The 19,914-nt window shown below is 54.0% G+C and carries 13 protein-coding genes; 9 read left to right on the top strand and 4 right to left on the bottom strand.

Annotation, left to right across the window (positions count from 1 at the left end; all coding sequences use genetic code 11):
- The first annotated feature begins 60 nt into the window (after positions 1-60).
- Complete coding sequence (queA, locus tag HY751_05240; GenBank protein ID MBI4665800.1) at positions 61-1,095, top strand: tRNA preQ1(34) S-adenosylmethionine ribosyltransferase-isomerase QueA; 1,035 nt, start codon at positions 61-63, stop codon at positions 1,093-1,095.
- 2 nt (positions 1,096-1,097) lie between these two features.
- Here queA and HY751_05235 read toward each other — a convergent pair whose 3' ends face one another.
- On the bottom strand, positions 1,098-1,760 hold the full coding sequence (locus HY751_05235) for a hypothetical protein (protein MBI4665799.1): 663 nt from the start codon (positions 1,758-1,760) through the stop codon (positions 1,098-1,100).
- A 94-nt stretch (positions 1,761-1,854) separates the two neighbouring features.
- Between HY751_05235 and HY751_05230 the strand changes: the two genes are divergently transcribed.
- On the top strand, positions 1,855-2,640 hold the full coding sequence (locus HY751_05230) for an alpha/beta fold hydrolase (GenBank protein ID MBI4665798.1): 786 nt from the start codon (positions 1,855-1,857) through the stop codon (positions 2,638-2,640).
- Positions 2,641-2,643: 3 nt separating this feature from the next.
- Entirely contained in the window at positions 2,644-5,439 is a 2,796-nt protein-coding gene (locus HY751_05225) for a response regulator (protein MBI4665797.1), read from the top strand.
- Here the strand turns inward: HY751_05225 and HY751_05220 are convergent.
- A complete protein-coding gene (locus HY751_05220; GenBank protein ID MBI4665796.1) occupies positions 5,420-6,748 on the bottom strand; it encodes a nodulation protein NfeD in 1,329 nt (442 codons plus the stop codon). The two genes, HY751_05225 and HY751_05220, sit on opposite strands and share 20 nt — an antisense overlap.
- A gap of 2,332 nt (positions 6,749-9,080) precedes the next feature.
- On the opposite strand from HY751_05220, the gene HY751_05215 reads away from it, so the two are divergent.
- A complete protein-coding gene (locus HY751_05215; protein ID MBI4665795.1) occupies positions 9,081-9,602 on the top strand; it encodes a transposase in 522 nt (173 codons plus the stop codon).
- A 579-nt stretch (positions 9,603-10,181) separates the two neighbouring features.
- On the opposite strand, the gene HY751_05210 is transcribed toward HY751_05215, so the two are convergent.
- Both HY751_05210 and HY751_05205 read right to left on the bottom strand, forming a co-directional pair.
- Complete coding sequence (locus HY751_05210; GenBank protein MBI4665794.1) at positions 10,182-11,795, bottom strand: hypothetical protein; 1,614 nt, start codon at positions 11,793-11,795, stop codon at positions 10,182-10,184.
- 33 nt (positions 11,796-11,828) lie between these two features.
- Complete coding sequence (locus tag HY751_05205; GenBank protein ID MBI4665793.1) at positions 11,829-13,658, bottom strand: sensor histidine kinase; 1,830 nt, start codon at positions 13,656-13,658, stop codon at positions 11,829-11,831.
- Positions 13,659-14,128: 470 nt separating this feature from the next.
- Between HY751_05205 and HY751_05200 the strand changes: the two genes are divergently transcribed.
- The 5 genes from HY751_05200 to HY751_05180 all read left to right on the top strand — a co-directional run bounded on the left by HY751_05200 (position 14,129) and on the right by HY751_05180 (position 19,914).
- Positions 14,129-15,544: a sigma-54-dependent Fis family transcriptional regulator gene (locus tag HY751_05200; GenBank protein MBI4665792.1), complete on the top strand. Its 1,416-nt coding sequence runs from the start codon at positions 14,129-14,131 to the stop codon at positions 15,542-15,544.
- Positions 15,545-15,811: 267 nt separating this feature from the next.
- Entirely contained in the window at positions 15,812-16,060 is a 249-nt protein-coding gene (locus HY751_05195) for a Franean1_4349 family RiPP (protein MBI4665791.1), read from the top strand.
- 64 nt (positions 16,061-16,124) lie between these two features.
- The gene (locus HY751_05190; GenBank protein MBI4665790.1) at positions 16,125-16,763 is read left to right on the top strand and encodes a PocR ligand-binding domain-containing protein; all 639 of its coding nucleotides are present in this window, start codon (positions 16,125-16,127) and stop codon (positions 16,761-16,763) included.
- A gap of 92 nt (positions 16,764-16,855) precedes the next feature.
- Positions 16,856-18,427 carry a diguanylate cyclase gene (locus tag HY751_05185; protein MBI4665789.1) on the top strand — a complete coding sequence of 524 codons (1,572 nt, stop codon included), beginning with the start codon at positions 16,856-16,858 and terminating at the stop codon, positions 18,425-18,427.
- A 2-nt stretch (positions 18,428-18,429) separates the two neighbouring features.
- A complete protein-coding gene (locus HY751_05180) occupies positions 18,430-19,914 on the top strand; it encodes a DUF3391 domain-containing protein (GenBank protein ID MBI4665788.1) in 1,485 nt (494 codons plus the stop codon).

The following is a 19,914-nucleotide window of genomic DNA, read 5'->3' as shown; positions in this document are numbered from 1 at the left end:
CGGCCCGAAATGGCCCATTTCGTTTACCCATAAGGGCTATAAACCATTCCCTAACGATTCATGACCAGTATCGACTTATTCGATTACCAATTGCCGGAGCGGCTAATAGCCCAAAGACCCAGCGCCGGTCGCGGTGAAAGCAGGCTTATGGCCGTTAACCGGGCTGATGGGCGGACACGTCATCTGCGGTTCGCCGATTTCCCTTCGCTCCTTAGGGAAGGGGATACGCTGGCCATAAATGTCACGAAAGTTTTCCCGGCGCGGCTTATCACCCGCCGCAAGACCGGGGCCGTGGTGGAGATACTTTTAATTCGCAACCTCGGTGGCGGGGAGTGGGAGGCGCTGGCGGGCGGAGCCCAGAAAGTAAAAGATGGGGAGGTTTTGCTGGCCGGTGATGGCGCCGTGACATTTCTTAAAAAACGTGATGATGGAAAAGCGCTGGTGCGGTTCGAGCCGGAAAGCGAGATGAAAAGGCTCACCGAAACCTTCGGGCAGGTTCCCTTGCCGCCTTATATTAAACGGGAGAGCGGGGCCGCCGATAGCGCAGACCGGGATAGATACCAGACCGTGTTCGCCAGCTTGGAGGGCTCCTGCGCCGCGCCCACCGCCGGGCTTCACTTCTCCGATGCGATCATGGAGAAGATAAAGCGCCTGGGTGTGGTGGTGGTTCCGGTAACTCTCCACGTTGGGCCGGGAACGTTCCGCCCTGTGAAATCGGAGGTTATAGAGGATCACGTGATGGACGCCGAGCCTTTCGAGATAAGCGAAGATTCAGCCCAGGCCATAAACGCCGCAAAAAGGGAAAAAAGGCGCGTGGTGGCTGTGGGTAGCACGGTGACCAGGTTATTGGAGAGCGCCGCCGGTGACAATGGGCTCTTAAGGCATGGCCGGGGTGAAACCAGGCTATTTATCACCCCAGGTTACAAATTCCGCGCGGTGGACGCATTGCTGACCAACTTTCACCTGCCCAAATCCACCCTGTTGATACTGGTCTCGGCGTTCATGGGGCGTGAGCTGGCGTTGAAGGCTTATGAGGAAGCGGTGAGGGAAGAGTACAAATTCTTCAGCTATGGAGACGCAATGTTCATTGAGTGACATTACCTTGCGGTATTTTTATCCACCCAGAACCCCCACGCGACAAACAGCCATAGCAATAGCCCCGACGCTCCGACCATTTCCATGCTGGGCGGGATAGAGGCTAGATTGCCCACGTAAATGGCCAAAAACAGAACTATTACCGTGAAAAAACCAATGGCTCTGGATTTGCCCAATGGTTTTACGGAACTGTAATAAAGATACGCTCCCGCCAGGAACATGGAAAGTTCTACCGCCAGCGTCCCAGCCACGCTGTTCCACAAACCCAGCCCGTAAAAAATGTCCACACCCGGGGCCAGCGGCAGGTCTGGCCTATGGACGAGAAAATCCAGAGCCCAATGGCTCATCACAAGGGCGCAAAGGACCAGGGTTTCCACAGTGTTCTTCCTTATGGCGAAATAAATTCCGCCAAAGGCGCAGGCCCATATAAAAGTCATTAAAAGCGAGTGGGAATATGGGTAGAAATAGAAATCCAGCGGGGTGAATTCAGTGATTCCCGGAGTTATGCGGGCTTTTTCAATACCCAGTAAGAGCAGGGGAGGCCATATAAGGTCTATGAACTGCGCGGCCATGATCAACGCGCCCAGGGATGCTTTAGGGGCCAGTTTTTTCGCCGCCATGGCGGCCCCGTAATGTCCTATAAACATGGTCCATTTATAAGGCATATCCGTTCCCGCCGCAAATTGAATTATAATGGAAACTCCTGTACGCATGAAAGCCGCTGGGGGGCGGCGCGTGGCTTAAACGGGGGAGGGGGTTATGGTTAAAGTTTCATCAGCCATTGTCGGTTTTGCCGTTTATCTGGCATTCGCTTTATCCGTTACGGCCCAGCCAGCATTCACCGAATATGTCTCATCCGTGCCCAGCAGTTTCTCCGGCAAAATGATAACCATGGATTGCGCAGGGGCTGGCCCTTTCAACCTTTATTTCTCCGGCAAGGAAGACGCCCGCGCGGGGGTTCTGGTCCTTCACCCATGGTGGGGTTTGAACGGCTGGGTGAAAAGTGTGACGGACCAGCTTGCCAAAGCCGGTTACGCCGCCTACGCCATAGACCTTTACGATGGACGGGTGACGGATGACCCGGAGATTGCCCAGGGATTTTACGTTAATACCGCCGAAAGCCCCGAAGCGTTGATAAAAATGAGAACGGCGGCGCAGAAAATAAGGGAGCGCCATGGAAAGATAGCCGTGGTGGGCTTTTCGATGGGTGGGCGGCAAGCCTTGCGTGTAGCCACCAGCGCCACGGTGGACGCCACGGTGATAGTTTACGGCTATGTGGAGTATGACCCCTTCGTGCTGGGTAAAATCGCCGGGCCGACGCTGGGCGTTTACGGCGCCAAAGACCCTTATTTAGAGCCCATTCCCGAAATGTTGCCCAACTTTGAAAAAAGGATGGCCGCCATGGGCAAACAGCTGGAGATAATCACGTTCGACGCAGGCCACGCCTTCATGGAGCCTGAAAACCCCTCTTTCGACAAAACCAGCGCCCAGTCCGCCTGGCGGGAAATAAACAGGTTCCTTTTCTGGACCCTCATGCTGGAGTAGAACTTGCCGCGAAAATTATGGACCTTTAGAACAGGGGCGGCGCTGGCCCTTATATTTACAATGGCCGGGGCTACCGTTTCCAAAGCCGACGTTGTCATCGGCCCTTGGGTGGACGGCGGATCCGTGGGGCGTTCGCTCCATTATCTGAAGGACGCTGACAGGAAACTCACCATAAAGCAGGTCGCCAACCCGGAATTCGAGGCGCGTTTCATCAGGGCCACCTCGGACTCTCTCAATTTCGGCCTCGGCGGCGCGGCGTTGTGGGCGCGGTTCACTTTATCCAACCCCTCCGATATCCCCCAATCCGTAATTGTGGAGAGTGACCATCCACTGTTCGATTTCGTGAATTTTTACGAGCCCGCCAAAGGCGCGGGGTTTATAGAGCGTAAATCCGGCGACCATGTCCCGTTCAGCCTGCGCGCCGTGCAATACAGGAAACCTGCGTTTGAGGTGGCCGTTCCAGCCAGGTCCGAAAAAACGGTTTATTTAAGGTTCGCCTATTCAAACTACGGCGGGTTGAAAGTGAAGGTGAACGTTTGGACGCCGGACAAGTTCCACCAGCGGAATGGAGTGGAGTATATCTGGCTGGGCATTTATTACGGCGCCATGGTGGTGATGGCTTTCTACAACTTTTTCCTTTTCATCTCGGTGCGGGACAAAAGTTACTTCTACTATGTGTTATATATCGCTGGAATAACGCTGGCCCTGTTCGCCTACAACGGCCTTGCCTATCAGTACCTGTGGGGGGATTCTGTTTACCTTGCCGATTTCGGGCCGGTATTAGCCTATTTTGCCGCCTTCTTTTCCGCCACCTGGTTCACGCAATCGTTCCTGGGCACGAGGGGTGGCGCGGCCCCGTTGATAGACAAAATCCTTCTCGCGCTCAAATGGGTGTTCGCGTTGGGGTTTGTAACGTCCTGCCTCGGATTCTGGGAATTCTCGCTGGATTTGCTCTATTACTCGTCTCTGATAACGGCCCCCATCTTCCTGGCCTTCGGCGTGTCCCGCCTGCTTAAAGGCTACCGCCCCGCCAGGTTCTACGTGTTGTCATGGTCGGCGGTTTTAGGCGGCGTGGCCATACTTTCCCTGAAAGACCTGGGGTATCTTCCATATGCCCCTTGGTCTTTGTGGGCGCCGCAGGTGGGCGCGGGGCTGGACGTGATTCTGCTTTCGTTCGCCCTGGCCGACAGGATCAATTTCATGCGGTTGGAAAACGAGACCGCCCAGCGCCATCTGCTCGAGCGTGAGGGGATTTTGAAAGAAACGCTCAGCCGCTCAAACGACCAGCTCGAAGAACTGGTGGCCAGTAAAACTATCCAGATATCCACCGCCAACGAGGCGTTAAGGGAATCTGAAAGCCGGTTCAGAGAGCTTGCCGAGGCCGCCTACGAGGGTATCTTCATCCACGTCGACGGGGTTACCCTGGCCGCCAACCGCCAGCTGGCGGAAATGTGCGGGTTCAGCGTTCCCGAGCTGATAGGGAAAAACATGCTCGAGATCATGCCGCCGCAGAGCCAGGAGCTTATACGCAAAAAGATCCAGCAGGGCGGCGCCGCCAGCTACGATACAATATCCGTCCGCAAGGACGGCTCTGTGTTCCCGGTGGAAATCCACAGCCGCGAAATAATGTATAAGGGCCAGAAGGCCCGGGTGGTGGCTGTGCGGGACATCACGGATCAGAAAGAGGCCGAAGCCAAACTGCGCCGCGCCAAGGAAGAGGCCGAGGAGATGAACAAGATAAAAGACCGCTTCGTCAACCTCATCTCTCACGACTTAAGAAGCCCCATGCACAACATAAAGGGCATGACCCACATCCTGGAACGCGCCGAGGAATACGCGCTGGACGACGCCCGCAAGGCCGACATGGCCAAAAAAATATCCGCTGGCATGGATGGCCTCATCCGCCTGATAGACGACCTTTTCGACATGAGCAGGTTGCAGACCGGCCAGATAAAACCCGCTTCCAAATTCTTCCAGCTAAAAGACCTGGCCGGCTCGGTGATAGACAGCCTAAGCCACACCGCCGCCAGAAAAGGGGTGGAGATTGTGAACGACATTCCCGATGGCTCCCGCATATTCGCCGACCCTACGCTTATGGGCGAGGTTATGCGCAACCTGCTAACCAACGCTTTGAAGTTCAGCCTGCAGGGCGGAAAAATAGATTTCTTCAGCCCCAACGGCGCGCGCGGGACCTTTGCCGTGCGTGATAACGGAGTGGGGATAGATCCGTCCGCCGTATCCGACATCTTCCGGCCGGACATAAAAACCTCCACCCCCGGCACCAGCGGGGAGAAAGGCACGGGCCTGGGCCTGCCATATTGCAAGGATATCGTTTCGGCCCATGGGGGGGAGATTTGGGTGGAGTCCCGGCTGGGGCAGGGGAGCGTGTTCTTCGTAAAACTCCCCCACCGCAAACCCAGCGTTTTGCTGGTGGACGATCAGGAACTGGCGCGGGAGGTGATAAAATCCATGCTGTTCACTTTCGATCTGGAGATAAAAGAAGCCGAGAACGGCGCCGAGGCCATCCGCAGGATCATAAGAGAACCGGAAAAACCGGACCTGGTGATAACCGATATAAACATGCCGGAGATGGACGGGTTCGAGCTTTTATTCCGTATAAAGCACAACCACTCCATAAAGAACATTCCCGTGGTTGTGGTTACGGCCGCCGGTGGAGCCGGGGACAAAGAAGAAATTGAAACCCGCCACAAAGCCTTCGCCATGGGCGCCGACGATTACGTTACCAAACCCCTGAACCCGGCGGATTTCCTGCCCCGCGTCAAACGCCACGTGGGTTGACGGTTTCGGCCTTCACCGTAAGCGTTAGCCCCTTCTGGCCAACCACCACCACCCGCTCTCCCTTGGTGATGGGGCCGTCTTGCGGAACGGCGCTCCATATGTCCCCCTGCGCCGTAACCGTGCCGGGCGAGTCCATGGAAATGTCGGTCTCGGCGATTCCCTCTTCCCCTATAAGCCCCTCCATGCCGGTGATGGATTTACGGTACTGCGCCCGGATGCCCGAACCAACCAGAAAAAAGAAAAACGCCGCCGTGCCCACAGACACAGGCAATACCATCGAAAGGCTGATCCGCATATATTCTTCCGGCGAGTCCACCAGCATAAGCGACCCAAGAATCAGCGATATCAACCCCCCCAGCGTTAGCATCCCGTAACTGGGTATCCATATCTCCAGCATGAACATGATGAGCGCCAGCAGTATAAGCAAGGCCCCGGCGTAACTGATGGGCAGGGTTTGCAACGAGTAAAACGCCAGTATCAGGCATATGGCCCCCAAAAGGCCCGGAAGCACCGTGCCGGGGTTGGATAGCTCGAAAAACAGCCCGTAAAACCCCAGCATCATTAGCATGTAGGCGATGTTCGGGTCCGCCAGGGCGTCGAATATCTTCTCGCGCCAGTTCATGTCCAGCCGTTTTACCGCAAGCCCTTTGGTGGCAAGCTTCCGCTCCCCGGCGGCGGTTTTCACCACCCGCCCGTCCACCATGGCCAGCAATGCTGGCAGGTCCGCCGCCACCAGGTCCACCACGTTTTCCGCCAATGCCATTGTCTCCTGCATGGAGGCGCCCCTGCGGACCATCTCTTCCCCGGCGTCGGCGTTCCTGCCGTGGGCTTCCGCTAATGAGCGGATGTACGCCGCCGCGTCGTTGGTAACTTTTTTCTTCATGGTAACGTCCATCCCCTCTCCCCCCATGTTCACCGGCGAGGCCGCGCCGATATTGGTGCCCGGGGCCATTGCCGCCACATGGGCCGCCATGGTGATGAACGCCCCCGCCGAAGCCGCGCGGGAGCCGCTGGGCGCCACATACACGATAACGGGCATGGGCGTGCGTTGCAGTTCTTTTACTATCTGGCGCATGGATGTGTCCAGCCCGCCGGGGGTGTCCAGCTGGATAACCAGCGTTTCCACTGTGGGGTCGGCTTCGGCGGTGGCGATGGATTTAACGATATACTCGGCGGCCACGGGGTTTATGGCGCCGTTCACGGTGATCACCAGCGCGTGTTTGGCGCCGGTCTGCGCGGAGGCGAAAAGCGCCACTGCGGCCATTAACAGGGTTGCCGACAACGTTTTAATAAAGGCTTTGCGTATCATGAAAACATTTTACATCAAAACGGCCCGATGGCGGCGCGGTGTTGATGGCGGGTGTTGGTGGCGGGTGATGGCTCGCTATTACTTTCTCCCCCTTGCCAAGGGGGAGTCCGCCGGAGGCGGGAGGGGGTAACCCGCTGGGCCGGGCGTGGAGGATAAAGTTGAAATTTGCTTCCCCGTGGTGTTTTTTTTGATTGCTTCCCCGTGGTCGCCCGACCACCGCTCCTGGAAATAACTGCCATGTTGCATTACATCATTATGGCGTTTGCCTATATTCGTTTCACAAAACATGGCGTTGGTTTAGCCAAGGTTTAGATGGATATAATCCACCACTTTTATTGGGGAATACCATTTGTAGGGATATTTTGACAATATTAATGGTATGGCCATATATATTATTGTAACTGGTATAAATAATGTAAAATTTCTATAAAAAATTTGTTGATTTACTTGCCGGTAAAATGATAAAAATTAATGTCAAGTAATAAATGGCGTAGAGGCTGGTTACCAGCGCAACACGCTGGTGCCGGTTTTTGGGGGAGCATAGCCGTTTAACTGCGTCCTAATCCAATCGCGTTTGTTTTGTTTTGTTTCGGCGCGGCGGGCGTAAGGGCGAAAGCCCTAAGCTTACGCGGGTGTTTTTAAATTGGCGCTGGTGTTGTTAAATCCCGGCGCGGGTTTTAAAACGCCATTAGGCAACCGGGCAAAACAAAGCGGTAAATCCCCCGTTGAAAAGTTGCACGGGTAGCCCTGTGCGTATTGTAGGGGCAACCCCCTGAGGTTGCCCGCGAATGATGGATATACCGAGGTCAGGCGACCACGGCGAAGCAAAAAGGGCGACCACGGCGAAGCAAAAAGGGCGACCACGGCGAAGCGATAAAAGACCGGGCGGGGTCAGGGAATCTCGGCGAAGCGCCCCTCGGCGCGATCGGGCTGACATTAACGTGTCATGCTGAGCCTGTCGAACCATGTGGGTTGCGGCGCTCTTGGTAGGGCTTCGGCAGACTCCGCCTGAAAAGTGCGGTGCGGCAATAACGTGTCATGCTGAGCTTGTCGAAGCATCTAAAATGCTTCCACCGGGTCGCATTTTGAACACTTCCCCGTGGTCGTTTTATGATTGCTTCCCCGTGGTCGCTGACCACGGACTGGTGAATGTTTTTTATATCGCCGGCTGGCAAGGGCCAACACGGTGATTAGTGTAAACGTACTTTGTAAGGAACTATGTAATCATGAAGACCAAGAAAATCAGCGCCCGCATAAACAACAAGAAACAGCTCAGGGGTTTTGTTGAGCCGTTGGGGTGCTGTAGTGGTGCGTCCTTGAAGCTGGTCTAAATTACCATCAATCACTTGGGTTTTAATAACCCTGGTGTTAGGGCAAATACTGCGGGGTTGCGAAACCCCTCAGTGAATATAAAAGAGTGGGCTGTTCTTCTGGTCTATTAATACCAACTTTAAGGGGCTTCTCATGGCTACAAAAAAGAAATCCGCGTCCAAAAAATCCGCCACCGCAAAGAAATCCGCGTCCAAGAAACCAGCAAAGAAAACCGCCGCTAAAAAGACAATAAGGGCCACATCAAAGGCCTCAGCCATAGGCTGTTGTTCTGGCGCAGTTACGAAAGTAGTCTAGTTGTTGCAAGCGCCGGGGCGCTTTGGCGTCCCGGTGGCTTGTTGTTTGATAGCTACCCCGTGGTTACCATTAGAGCGCTTCCCCGTTGGTGTTTTACGATTGCTTCCCCGTGGTCGCCCGACCACGGGTTCCTTGAAGAAGACCGGGGTCAGGCGACCCCGGTGAAGCAATATGGGGCCACCCCGGTGAAGCATATGAAGAAGGCCCGAGGTCAGGCGACCTCGGTGAAGCATATGGGGACAACCCCAAGACTAATGTTCAATCATACAGGAGAGACATTATGAAAAAGACCAAAGCCGCGAAGAAAAAGGAACTTAGAGGTTTCGTTGAGCCCGCTGGTTGCTGTGGTGGGACTGTAGCCAGAATTGCCTAGTTTGTTCATCGTACGCCGGGGCGCTTTGGCGTCCCGGTGGCTTGTTGTTTGATCGCTACCCCGTGGTTGTTTTACGATTGCTTCCCCGTGGTCGCCCGACCACGGATTCCTGAGCGGAGTGGAGAAGACCGAGGTCAGGCGACCTCGGTGAAGCGCATTTAAGGCGACTTCGGTTGAAGCATAGAAGCGCATATGGGGGCGGCCCCTTCCCCCCGCTTCCCCGTGGTCGCCCGACCACGGGTTCCTGAGCGGAGTGGAGAAGACCGAGGTCAGGCGACCTCGGTGAAGCATATAAGGCGACCCCGGGTTCCTGATTTGTCGTATCATAGATTCATGCGCCAAGCTTATTTCATCACCTCCACTATCAACCAATGGGCGCATCTTTTCCACCGCAAGGAAATGGCCGGGATAATACTTGAATCGCTATCTACCAGGGCGCAACAAGGCAAAATTAAAATAAACGGCTATGTAATCATGCCAAACCACATCCACATGATAATAACTATAAATGAAGGTAACGTATTGGCGGATTTTCTAAGAGATTTCCATAAATACACAGCCAAGAAAATAATCGAAACCCTAAATCGTGACAATGACCCTTTATTAAGCCGGTTCACGGTGGAGAAGCGGGACAGGAAAATCCAGATATGGCAAAAAACCCACTCTCCCAAAAAACTAATATCGTGGGAGTTTTTAAAACAAAAGCTGGAATATATACATAATAACCCTCTTGCGAAGAAGTGGCGGCTTTGCGACAGGCCGGAGAACTTTGCCTGGTCAAGCGCCCGGGATTATTTAGGACAGAGCGGCCCGTTACCGGTGGAGGTGGTGAGCCCCTGGACACCATGGGACTAGGAACCGGGGTCAGGCGACCCCGGTGAAGCGATAAAAGACCGGGGTCAGGCGACCCCGGTGAAGCATAGGGGGCGATCCCGGCGAAGCGGATATGTGGGCGGCCCCTTTCCACTGCTTCCCCGTGGTTACCATTAGAGCGCTTCCCCGTTGGTGTTTTGTGATCGCTTCCCCGTGGTCGCCCGACCACGGGTTTTCCTGAGCGGAGCGGAGAAGACCGGGGTCAGGCGACCCCGGTGAAGCGAAAAGCGGATGATGTAGGAACCGAGGTCAGGCGACCTCGGTGAAGCATAGGGGCAACCCCGGCGAAGCATATGGGGGCGACCTATTCCACCGCTTCCCCGTGGTCGCCAGGCCACGGGTTCCTGAGCGGAGCGGAGAAGACCGGGGTCAGGCGACCCCGGCGAAGCGCTTATAAGGCGACCACGGGTTCCTGAAGAAGACCGGGGTCAGGCGACCCCGGTGAAGCGCTTATAAGGCGACCACGGGTTCCTTGAAGAAGACCGGGGTCAGGCGACCCCGGCGAAGCAATATAAGGCGACCCTGGCGAAGCATATAATGTTCCTGGCGAAGCAATTAAGATTACCTGTCCAGATAATATAGACCGTAAATATCCCTGGAAATCTTTTCGCCCCAATACCGGAAATCACTTCTTAATATCCCAAAATCTTTTGTATAGAACATGGCGGCGCAAGGGGCTTCTTCCAGAATCAACTTTTGCAACCCGCTCTTCAATGCGGCGTCATCCCTATTTAGCAAGTAATTATCATAAAGACTTCCAAATTTGTTTTGCGATTTGGCGTCTAACCATTTTATAATACTCTCGCCGTTGTTAGGTGAATAAATATCGTTTGTAGAATATATATTGTTTCTGTCGATAATTATTTTATACATTATCTGCCAATCATCACCATTGCTGGTAATGATATCGACATATTTTCCTGTGGTAATCATCCGTAATTTGCACTTAACTCCATTTGCCTCAAAATGCTTGGCAAGGAACCGCATGGCTTTTAATCCGGAAGAATCCTGTTCCGGGAATGATATTTCCAAAGTCAAAATTTTGCCATTTTTCAGCCAAAAGCCACGCGGCGTTTTTGTGAAGCCAGCCTGGCTTAACAAAAGCTCCGCCCTGGCAGGGTCGTAATCTTCAATAAATGGCTCGGTTCTAGGGCTGGACATGTGCAATGGCGCCAAAGTGGGCACGGCGTCTCCATTAAGGGCGAATTTGCTGTTGGCCAGGGCCTTTCTATCAATATAATGGCTAAATGCCTTCCTCACGCGCTGGTCTTTAAACAATGGATGGCGCGAGTTGAATATCAATAGCGTGGGATAATTAGTCATGGTATCAACAAAAATATTGTTCTGATTCTGCCGCAAAAAAGGCAAGTCTTCCAATGTGGATAGAAGCAAATAATCTACAACACCCTCCAGGTAGGCGTTCAGGGAGCTTTCATAATCATCAAATAAGTAATATTCAAGGTATTTCTCATCAATGCTATCAGTAAGGGTTTGCCGGTGGAATTTTTTCATTCTTAGTATTTTTTTTGTTTTATCAAAAGATAAAAATTCATACGGCCCCGTGCCGACAATGTCGAATTTGTTGATGTCAACTTGCTTTGAGCCATCCAGGTTCAATATATGAAACCTTAAATTAGATAAATTTATTGGATCGGTTGACTCCACGCTAATAACTTTGTCGCTTAATGCTTTAAAAACAAGAGTGAACTCCGGTTTTGTCGGTTGTATTTGTGACTCATATTCAAATGAGCGCGCCACATTGTAGGCGGTTACTGGCGTAAGGTCATGAAAAGCCGCGTCATCCTTAAGCTTTATAATAATTTTTTTGCCATTACCAAGCATTTTGTATTGTTCAACAATGGTATCAAACTTATAATTAGGATCTTTAATGGTAGAATTAACCATGTAGCTTAATATTTGATCCATTGTCATGAGGTTAAGTAAATTTGGCATTGTCAATTCCAGGCCAACAACGTTCCACCCCACCCTGAAAGTGTCCGGCTCATCGTTCTTCATCACTGACTTGATGACTGTTTCTCCTATACATCCTGCCGTTGCCAGGGGTAGAAGCATAAGCAAGGCAACAAGCTTTGCCTTTATGGCGCCGGTGGAAACGGCAAATGGCCGGGCGACACGGCCCCGAATGGCGTTAAACAAGCTATTTAATTTTTCCATGCCTATATCTAAAACGCTCTAATCAAGATTTCATCAGCGGATGTTTTTTCCCCGGGTGTCCACAGATTCCACCATCAGCCTGGCCTCGTCGGAAAGGCCGCCAAGCTCGTCCACCTCGTAAAGCGCGCCATGGTATTTAGGCGGAACCAGGGGCATTAACATCCTTATGTCCGTACCCTTTTCCCCGGTTGTTTCTATATACGCCTCGCCGCCGTGGGCGCGGGCCACGGTTTCCACCAGCGCCAGGCCTATGCCGAACCCTTTGGACTTGGTGCTGAAAAACGGCAACCAAACCTTTTCCCGCAACTCCAACGGTATGCCCGGCCCATCGTCCACCACTATAAACTCTATATTATCCCCTATCCGTTTTGTGGAAAGGGTTACCTTTTTGGCGCCAGCCTCCACAGAGTTGCGCATAAGGTTGGCCAGGGCGGCTATCATCCTTTGCCTGTCCAGCACAATTGTAACTTTGCTGTTGCCGTCTTCCGTAATTGAAATGTCCCTGTCCTTTGCGCGTTCGCTGTATTTCACGGTTTCCATGGCCTGGAGCGCCACGGAGCCTACTGAAGTTGGGCGCGGATCCACCTTGTTGGCGCGGATGAAGTCCATCATGTCCGAGGTTTTGGTGGTAAGGTCGTGCACGGTTTTTACTATTATCCCCTTCAGGGAATCGTCCAGCTGGTCCATCATGTAAACCACGTTCAGTATAACGTGCAGGCCATGGCGCAGGTCGTGCGCCAAAATGGAGGTCATCCTGCCAACGTTGGAAAGGCTTTCCTGGATAATTTCCTGCCTGCGCTCCTTGTCCACGTTCTGGATCATGGAGCCGAAAGATTTAACCAGCCCTCCTGCTTTTTCCAGCGACGGGTCGTCCGCCTCCAGCTGGTGTTTTTCGTACATGCTCATGGCGTCTTCCATGATCAACTGGTTGCGCATGAGCTTGTAGGTAACGCGGAGCGTAACGAGCAGGCATAATAACAGCGCCAGAAAGCAGATGCCCGCGGTGTTCATCCGCATGGAGGCTATGTTGGCTTCATAAACGGTTAAATCGGTAGTTATCGCCAGAACCAGGGGAAACCCGAAGGTCCTGTTGTACGTAAGGTATTTCAACCCGCTCCCGTCGTGGACTATTATTCCGGGCCATGCGTTTGCCTTGCTTAACTTGCCCCTGGGGGGCCAGTGGCGGTAAGTGGTGCTTACCTTCTTTTTGGCCTGGTCCGCCACTATCACGCCGGTTTTCGGCTGAATAATGGTGAGACGCATAACCCTGCCGGTGTTCACCTCGTCTATCCACCACCAAAGCCTTTTAAGGTTCAAATGGCCGATTAGCATACCCACCACCAAGCCCCTGTCATAAAAAGGGACGGCTATGGAAACGTATGGCACCTTGTTTTTGGTGAACTTTACTTTGGAAAAGGTAACATCTTCCACAACGGGGAAAAACAGGAGTTTATCGTCATCGGTTAACGTGGTTTCCATAAGGCCCTCCACCGCGGTGGAGGTGATCACGTTCTTTTGAGTGTCGTACAGGTATATGTCCAGGAAATCGAAAGCGTCGGCGTTGGTGGCGTCCAGCGCCAGCTTGGCCGTTTCGGGGGTGACGCTGAGGATATCCATATTGTCGGCCACAAGTTGAAGCTGGAACGCGGCCTCCTCGAAGTAAAGCGACATTTCCTTTGTGAGACGGTGGGCCATCCCGTCGTGCCCCGCCTGCGCCCGGTCTGTAATCTCGGTTTCGTAAGAGTAAACGGCGGCGCTAAGGGTGAAAAGGCTTATCAAGATTACGGCAAAGGCCATGAGGGAGTAGGTTTTAATGAATTCCGGGGTAAGGACGATCCTACCCACGCTCCAGGTGAACTTCACCTTTTAGCTCTCCCTCAGTTAGCTTTACCGCGTTTTGTAACCAGACGGCGCCACCCCTGGCCACGGGAACGCGGTTAAGCCCATGGGCCGCAAAAACCGCAACGCGCTCCTTAAGGTCTGGCGGACGCTGGCAGGAAAACAGGAATAACGCGTAATTTTAACCGATAAAACCGGGCCCTGTAATGGAAAAATTTATCAGCCATTATTACCGTAGTAATAATGGGTTAGAACAGTTTTCGGTGGTGTCCCAGTTTGAATCTCAAATAACAGGCAGATCCTTCACTTCGCTTGCGCTTCGCTCAGGATGACAATGTTATCAACGGCTTTTATATTGTCATTCTGAGCGTAAGTGAAGAATCTCCCCTGTACTTTCAAACTGAGACACTACCCAGTTTTACCCATTACGCCCCGGCGCCGGAGGTTATATAATAAACTCCCGGCTGGGGATAAACTTTTTTGGAGTTTGGGGCATGGGGTTTGGAGTTGGCGGCGATGACCTTGTGGCTGGCGCCACCGCCCTGATTGTGGACGATGACGAGATAATCCTCAGCGTCTTCTCGGAGGTGATGAAAAAGAGCGGGCTGGAATGCCTCACCGCCCCCACAGGCGCCCAGGCCATGGACATGCTGGGCAAGCTGAAGATAGACGTGGTGCTGGCCGACTACATGATGCCCAACATGACCGGGCTCGAGCTTCTCCAGCAGGTGCGGGAGCGGTTCGGCGACGTGCCGTTCATTATCCTCACCGGATACGCGAGTGTGGACAACGCCGTGGCCTGCATGAGATACGGCGCCTACGACTATATCCAGAAGCCGTGCGACCCTCAAAGGGTGCTTACCACCATCCAGCGCTCCCTGAGCCATTTCAAGCTTTCGGAGCAGAACAAAAAGCTGAAAAGCCAGTTAATGGACAAGTTCAGCTTCCAGAACATCATCACCAACGCCCCGGCCATGATGGAGGCACTGCGGCTGGCCGAACGGGTGGCCAAAACCCCGGCGGTAACCGTGGCCATTTACGGGGAAAGCGGCGTGGGCAAAGAGGTGCTGGCCCGGGCCATCCACTCGGCGGGGGAAACGGTGGAAAACAATTTCGTGGCCGTGAACTGCGCCGGTATCCCCGCCAACCTGCTGGAAAGCGAGCTGTTCGGCCACGCCAAGGGGGCGTTCACCGGGGCCGACCGCGACAGGCCCGGCAAGTTTGACGCGGCGCGTAACGGAACCCTTCTGCTGGACGAGATAGGCGACATGCCGCTGGACCTGCAGGCGAAGCTCCTGCGTACCCTTCAGGAGCGCACCTATGAAAGGCTTGGCTCCAACAAACCCATCAAGGCGGAGTTCCGGCTGATAGTGGCCACAAACCGCAACCTGCAAGAGTTGAGCAGGACCGGAGATTTCCGGGAAGACCTGTTCCACCGGGTGAACACGTTCCCCATACACCTGCCCCCGTTGCGGGAGAGGCAGGAAGACATCCCGGCGTTGTGCCATCATTTCCTGGACCAGTTCCGGTCGCAGTTTGGCAAAGTCTTGCCTGGCATATCGGAAAACGCCATGGAGCTTATGGTCCATTACCCCTGGCCTGGCAACATCCGGGAGCTTCGAAATTGCGTTGAACGGGCGGCGATACTCACCGATGACGAGCTGATCCAGCCCGAACACCTGATCATCAATGAATCGCAGGGGATGGGCAACCCGGGGACATCGCATGTCCCCGGCGCGGAGGATGGCGTTTTCCGGCTGAACCTGTCAATCCCCAAAGAAAATATCTCGCTGGACTCCATCATCAACAATGTACTGTTGGAAACTCTTACAAAATGCGGGAATAACAAGTCCCGCGCCGCCGAATTATTGAAGGTGGATAGAGGCATCTTCTACCGCCGCACCTCGTAACCTGTTGTATTTCCCCACAAAACCTTTGTCGTAAAAAGCCACACGTGTGTTTTTACAACACACTTTTTACGTACATGAATTAATATAACTACTTGATTAAATAGGCTTATATGCTTTGGCAAAGTAATTGCTAATTAGACAAGGGTGAGAGCCTGGAGCCTGGGTAATCGCCGGGGCATCGCCACTTGGGTGGCATGCCGGGAAAGAGGGGGCGGCGATACCCGGGCGAAGGGACTCGTTAAGGATGAATTAGGAGTGATAACGGTCATGAGCCAGGAATCGGTGGAACATTTCCTCGGGCGGATAATAACCGACGAGGAATTCAGGCTGAGGGCGAAGGATTCGCTGAACAGGGCCGCCGTGGACTTGGGTTTTTCTTTTACCTCCAGAGAGATCGCGGCGTTAGCCAGCCTGGATGTGGAGGAGTTGGAGGGTGTGGCGCGCCAGTTGGACAAGTCCATAAGAAGAAGCGGCTCCATATATCACGAAGATAAACGGATGACCTCATCAGTGTAGGCTTTCGCCGCTGACGGGAGTGGCGGCGCGGGCTGGATGAGGTTTAAAAAAAACGGGGGATGCGATGAAAACAGCGGTAATAAGCCATGCTTTCCGGCACGAAGGTTTTGAGGCCGGGGCCCGGACCTGCGTCAGACGTGAGCTTTCAGATTATGTGGACATCAACAGGCTGTCGCGGATGCTCAACGATTTCTGCCAGGTGACAGGATTGATGGTGGATGTGATAGACCGCCGTTCCGGGGACATCCTGGTGGCCGAGGGGATAAAAAGTATCTGTGTCCATCACCACAAGGAATGCCCCATGTCGGACCTGACCTGCAAAGAGGTGTCGGGGCTGAGCAACGAAGGGGGGTTGGCCGGGGTGATGATAAGCCGGTGCGACATAGACCTGTCCACCGCCGTGAGCCCCATTTTCCTGGATGGCGAATACCTGGGCGACATATTTTTAGGGCCGGTGCTTCTGGCCCCCATGGAAAACGAGAAGATAGCCAAGCTGGCGCAGACCTTCGGGTTCGATAAAAAGCAGTACCAGCGCATGTATGGCGAGGTGAACGTCATAAGGGTTGACGAGCTCGCCGAGGCGCTGGCCTGTTTTAGGGAGATGATCCTGGCCATTGTAACCGGCGGCGGGGATGAAAAAAGCTACGCCTCGGCCTACCACATACTGTTCAAGGCCGCCCGTTATTTCATCAAGGAGACCTGAGGGTCCGACGCGGGCTTTGCCCAAGCGCCCGCTGGGCGCCTGATGGCAAGGCCGGCCGTTCCCGGAAACCTTACAGCGGGGGAGGCGCAGTGATGAATTCAGTGGCGGTTAAAGCATTCAGCGGCTCAGGCCATGTGGCCGGGATGAACACCGGAGCCAACCAGTACGCCTGCTTGATAGCCGACTGCCTGCAAAAGGGCGAATGTCTCTTGCTTGTCGTGGCGGGGATGGACGGGAGGATCCTCCATCTCAACCACTCCTGCCAGGTTCTCACCGGGATGAAAGATGAGGAGGCGGTGGGCAAGCATTTTTGGGACCTGTTCGATACCATCACCGGCGGCGCGCCGCAATCCCAAGGAAAAAACTGGATGGGGCTTACCTATCCTGTGGAGATGGAGAACTGCCACATAGATAGCGATGGCCGGCGGCGCTTTATCCTTTGGAAATGCGACGCAATAAAGGATGAAAGCGGCGGCTCCAGGTGCGTGATGATGGCCGGCCTGGACATGACCGAGCGCAAGAGGAGCGAAAAACGGCTATACAAGCGGATGGCGAAACTTAAACGCCGGATAACAAAAAGCATGGCCATCGCCAGCGCCGGAAAAACCTGGGATGGGAAAAACGAATCGCTCCACGGTTTGTTGGCCGAACGGCTGATTTCAGTTTGGGGGAAGATGGCGGCTCCGGCGCCGGTGGACGTGTCGGAGGATTTAAGTGAGCTGGAGGTGTTGAGCGAAGAGCTCAGCATGGCCTCGGCGGTTTTCGAGAAGTCCAATGAAGCCATGGTAATCACCGACGCCGACGGGTCAATCCGTTGCGTCAACCCGGCCTTCAGCGGAGTTACCGGATACAGCGCCGGGGAGGTTATAGGCCGCGGCCCCGCCATCCTCTGGCCGGAGCGGCAGGAAAGCAACGCGTATCACGAGCTGACCGAACATTTGGTGAAGAGCCTCCGCTGGCAGGGAGAGGCGTTGATCAAACGCAAAAGCGGCCAGGTCTTCCCCGCGTGGGTCTCCGTCTCCACCATAGATTTTGAGACCGGGAGCGGCTCCAGAAGCATAATCCTGATAAGCGATATCACCGAAAGAAAACTGAAAGAGGAAACCGAGCGGCATTACGCCTATCACGATCCCCTCACCGGCCTGCCCAACCGCCGCCTTTTTTACGACCGGCTCAACCTGGAACTGGCCCGCGCCAGGCGGGAAAGAGGCCTGATGGCGGTGATGTTCATAGACCTGGACCGGTTCAAACAGGTAAATGACAATTACGGGCACGAAACCGGCGATAAACTGCTTATAGCGGCCGCTGAAAGGCTGACAACCTCTCTGAGGGACACAGACACCATCTCGCGCCTTGGCGGGGACGAATTTACGGTGCTCTTTCCGAACATACATTCGGAGGAGGACACCGCGGCTATCGCCATGAAAATCGTAAGCGAATTCAACGAGCCTTTCGTTATCGACGGCATACAGATAATGGTTACGGTAAGCGCCGGCTTGAGCCTTTATCCGGACAACGGCGCCGACGCCGAGACCCTGATAAAAAAAGCCGACGACGCCATGTTCGCCGCCAAACGGGAGGGCAGGAACAGTTACAAGATTTGCTCTAACGATGTCATGAGCCTTTCCCTGGCCTCATCGGGCCTGGCCAGAAGGGAAGTATAGGCATGCTGTTTGAAAAACGCCGGACAGAAACCCCCATAAAAAGGATAAGGGCGCAGGACTTGCGGGTGGGCATGTTCATCGAAAAACTGGACAGTTCGTGGCTTTCGTCACCCCTTGTCATGTCCAACTTCAAGGTATCTTCGGAGAGGGACATCCGGACTCTCAGGGAATACGACATCGAACACGTCTTCATAGACATCTCCAAGGGTATTGATGTTGGAGATGAAAACCAGGCTCTCATAATGCCAGCCGGGCCCGGGCTGTTGAGCATGTTCGAGGCCAATCTCAGCGATTTCTGGGTGGACCGGCCTGTTCCCGTGGATATATTCAGGGCTATGGGTGATGCGCCGGACCTCCTTTTGAAAAGCGGCCAGGTCTATAGCAAGGAAGTAGAGACGAGTTTCGTTTCTACCGGCGTTTCCTCGGTTTACATACAAAATTCCCAGCGGCCCGATTTCAGCAGGTATGTAGAAGAACTCAATAAGATCAAAGAGCAGAAGCGCGGTGAGGGGTATTCTGGGGATTTCCTTAATCCCGCGGCGGTGGAAAACCAGCTACGGTTCATGCTCAATTATCACCCCATAAATCCCAGAGCGTTCCTTCCCGGCTCCGCCGCGCCATGTGACATATTGGCCAAGGCGGAGGTGGATGTAAAACATCTATTGTCCAGGGGCAAAGTTGTGGAGCCGGAGTTCATCTCCCAATGGGTAAGTCTTGACGAAAAAGTGATAATCCGCCGTGATGATCTGGGCGCGTTCCAGCTATACCTGGGGGAGGCTGGCAAATCCGCTGATGGCAAAGTGAAAGCGGCCATCATCCGGGAAAACTCTAAAATTATAGTTGAATCGCTGGCGGCCGACCCGAAAAGCGAAAAGCTGGTGGGGCAGACCAAGGAGGCGGTGCAAGACCTGATAGGCATGGTGATGGAAAATCCCACCACCTTTTACGCCGTCATGAAGATAAACAATTTCGACTACTACACCTTCACCCATTCAGTGAACGTGTCCACTTTGTCCATAGCTTTGGGCATGGCGGCCGGGATCACCAGCAAGCATGACCTTGCCGACCTGGCCCTGGGCGCCATATTGCATGACGTAGGCAAAAGCCAGGTGTGCCCCAACCTGATAAACAAACCCGGGGCGCTGACCAGCGAGGAGTTTACGGCGGTGGCCAGCCATGTCACCAAGGGGTACGAGATGGTGCGGTGGAACAAGGCGATAAGCGCAAAAGCGCTATTGCCGCTCATCCAGCATCACGAAAAACTCTCCGGGGGAGGCTACCCGTATGGTCTTGCGGGGGACCAGATCCACATCTTCGGGCGGATAGTGGCGCTTATCGACATTTACGACGCTCTCACCACGGAGCGCAGTTACCGCAAGGCCATGAAACCTTTTGACGCGTTGAACATAATCTCAAAAGCGCTTAACGATTACGACGCCGCCCTGTTCAGGTTGCTGGTGAGCATAATCCACAGGCAGGCTTCGTAA

The sequence above is a fragment of the Nitrospinota bacterium genome, assembly GCA_016208975.1.
Lineage (GTDB): Bacteria > Nitrospinota_A > UBA7883 > UBA7883 > JACRLM01 > JACQXA01.
Note: the sequence above shows the minus strand (reverse complement) of the source record. Positions and strands in the feature narration are given on the sequence as shown.

Bases quoted from the DNA above. Each gene is read 5' to 3' on its own strand.
- queA (MBI4665800.1), top strand. From the start codon at position 61: ATGACCAGTATCGACTTATTCGATTACCAATTGCCGGAGCGGCTAATA.
- HY751_05235 (MBI4665799.1), bottom strand. From the start codon at position 1,760: ATGCCTTATAAATGGACCATGTTTATAGGACATTACGGGGCCGCCATG.
- HY751_05230 (MBI4665798.1), top strand. From the start codon at position 1,855: ATGGTTAAAGTTTCATCAGCCATTGTCGGTTTTGCCGTTTATCTGGCA.
- HY751_05220 (MBI4665796.1), bottom strand. From the start codon at position 6,748: ATGATACGCAAAGCCTTTATTAAAACGTTGTCGGCAACCCTGTTAATG.
- HY751_05215 (MBI4665795.1), top strand. From the start codon at position 9,081: ATGCGCCAAGCTTATTTCATCACCTCCACTATCAACCAATGGGCGCAT.
- HY751_05210 (MBI4665794.1), bottom strand. From the start codon at position 11,795: ATGGAAAAATTAAATAGCTTGTTTAACGCCATTCGGGGCCGTGTCGCC.
- HY751_05200 (MBI4665792.1), top strand. From the start codon at position 14,129: ATGGGGTTTGGAGTTGGCGGCGATGACCTTGTGGCTGGCGCCACCGCC.
- HY751_05195 (MBI4665791.1), top strand. From the start codon at position 15,812: ATGAGCCAGGAATCGGTGGAACATTTCCTCGGGCGGATAATAACCGAC.
- HY751_05190 (MBI4665790.1), top strand. From the start codon at position 16,125: ATGAAAACAGCGGTAATAAGCCATGCTTTCCGGCACGAAGGTTTTGAG.
- HY751_05185 (MBI4665789.1), top strand. From the start codon at position 16,856: ATGAATTCAGTGGCGGTTAAAGCATTCAGCGGCTCAGGCCATGTGGCC.
- HY751_05180 (MBI4665788.1), top strand. From the start codon at position 18,430: ATGCTGTTTGAAAAACGCCGGACAGAAACCCCCATAAAAAGGATAAGG.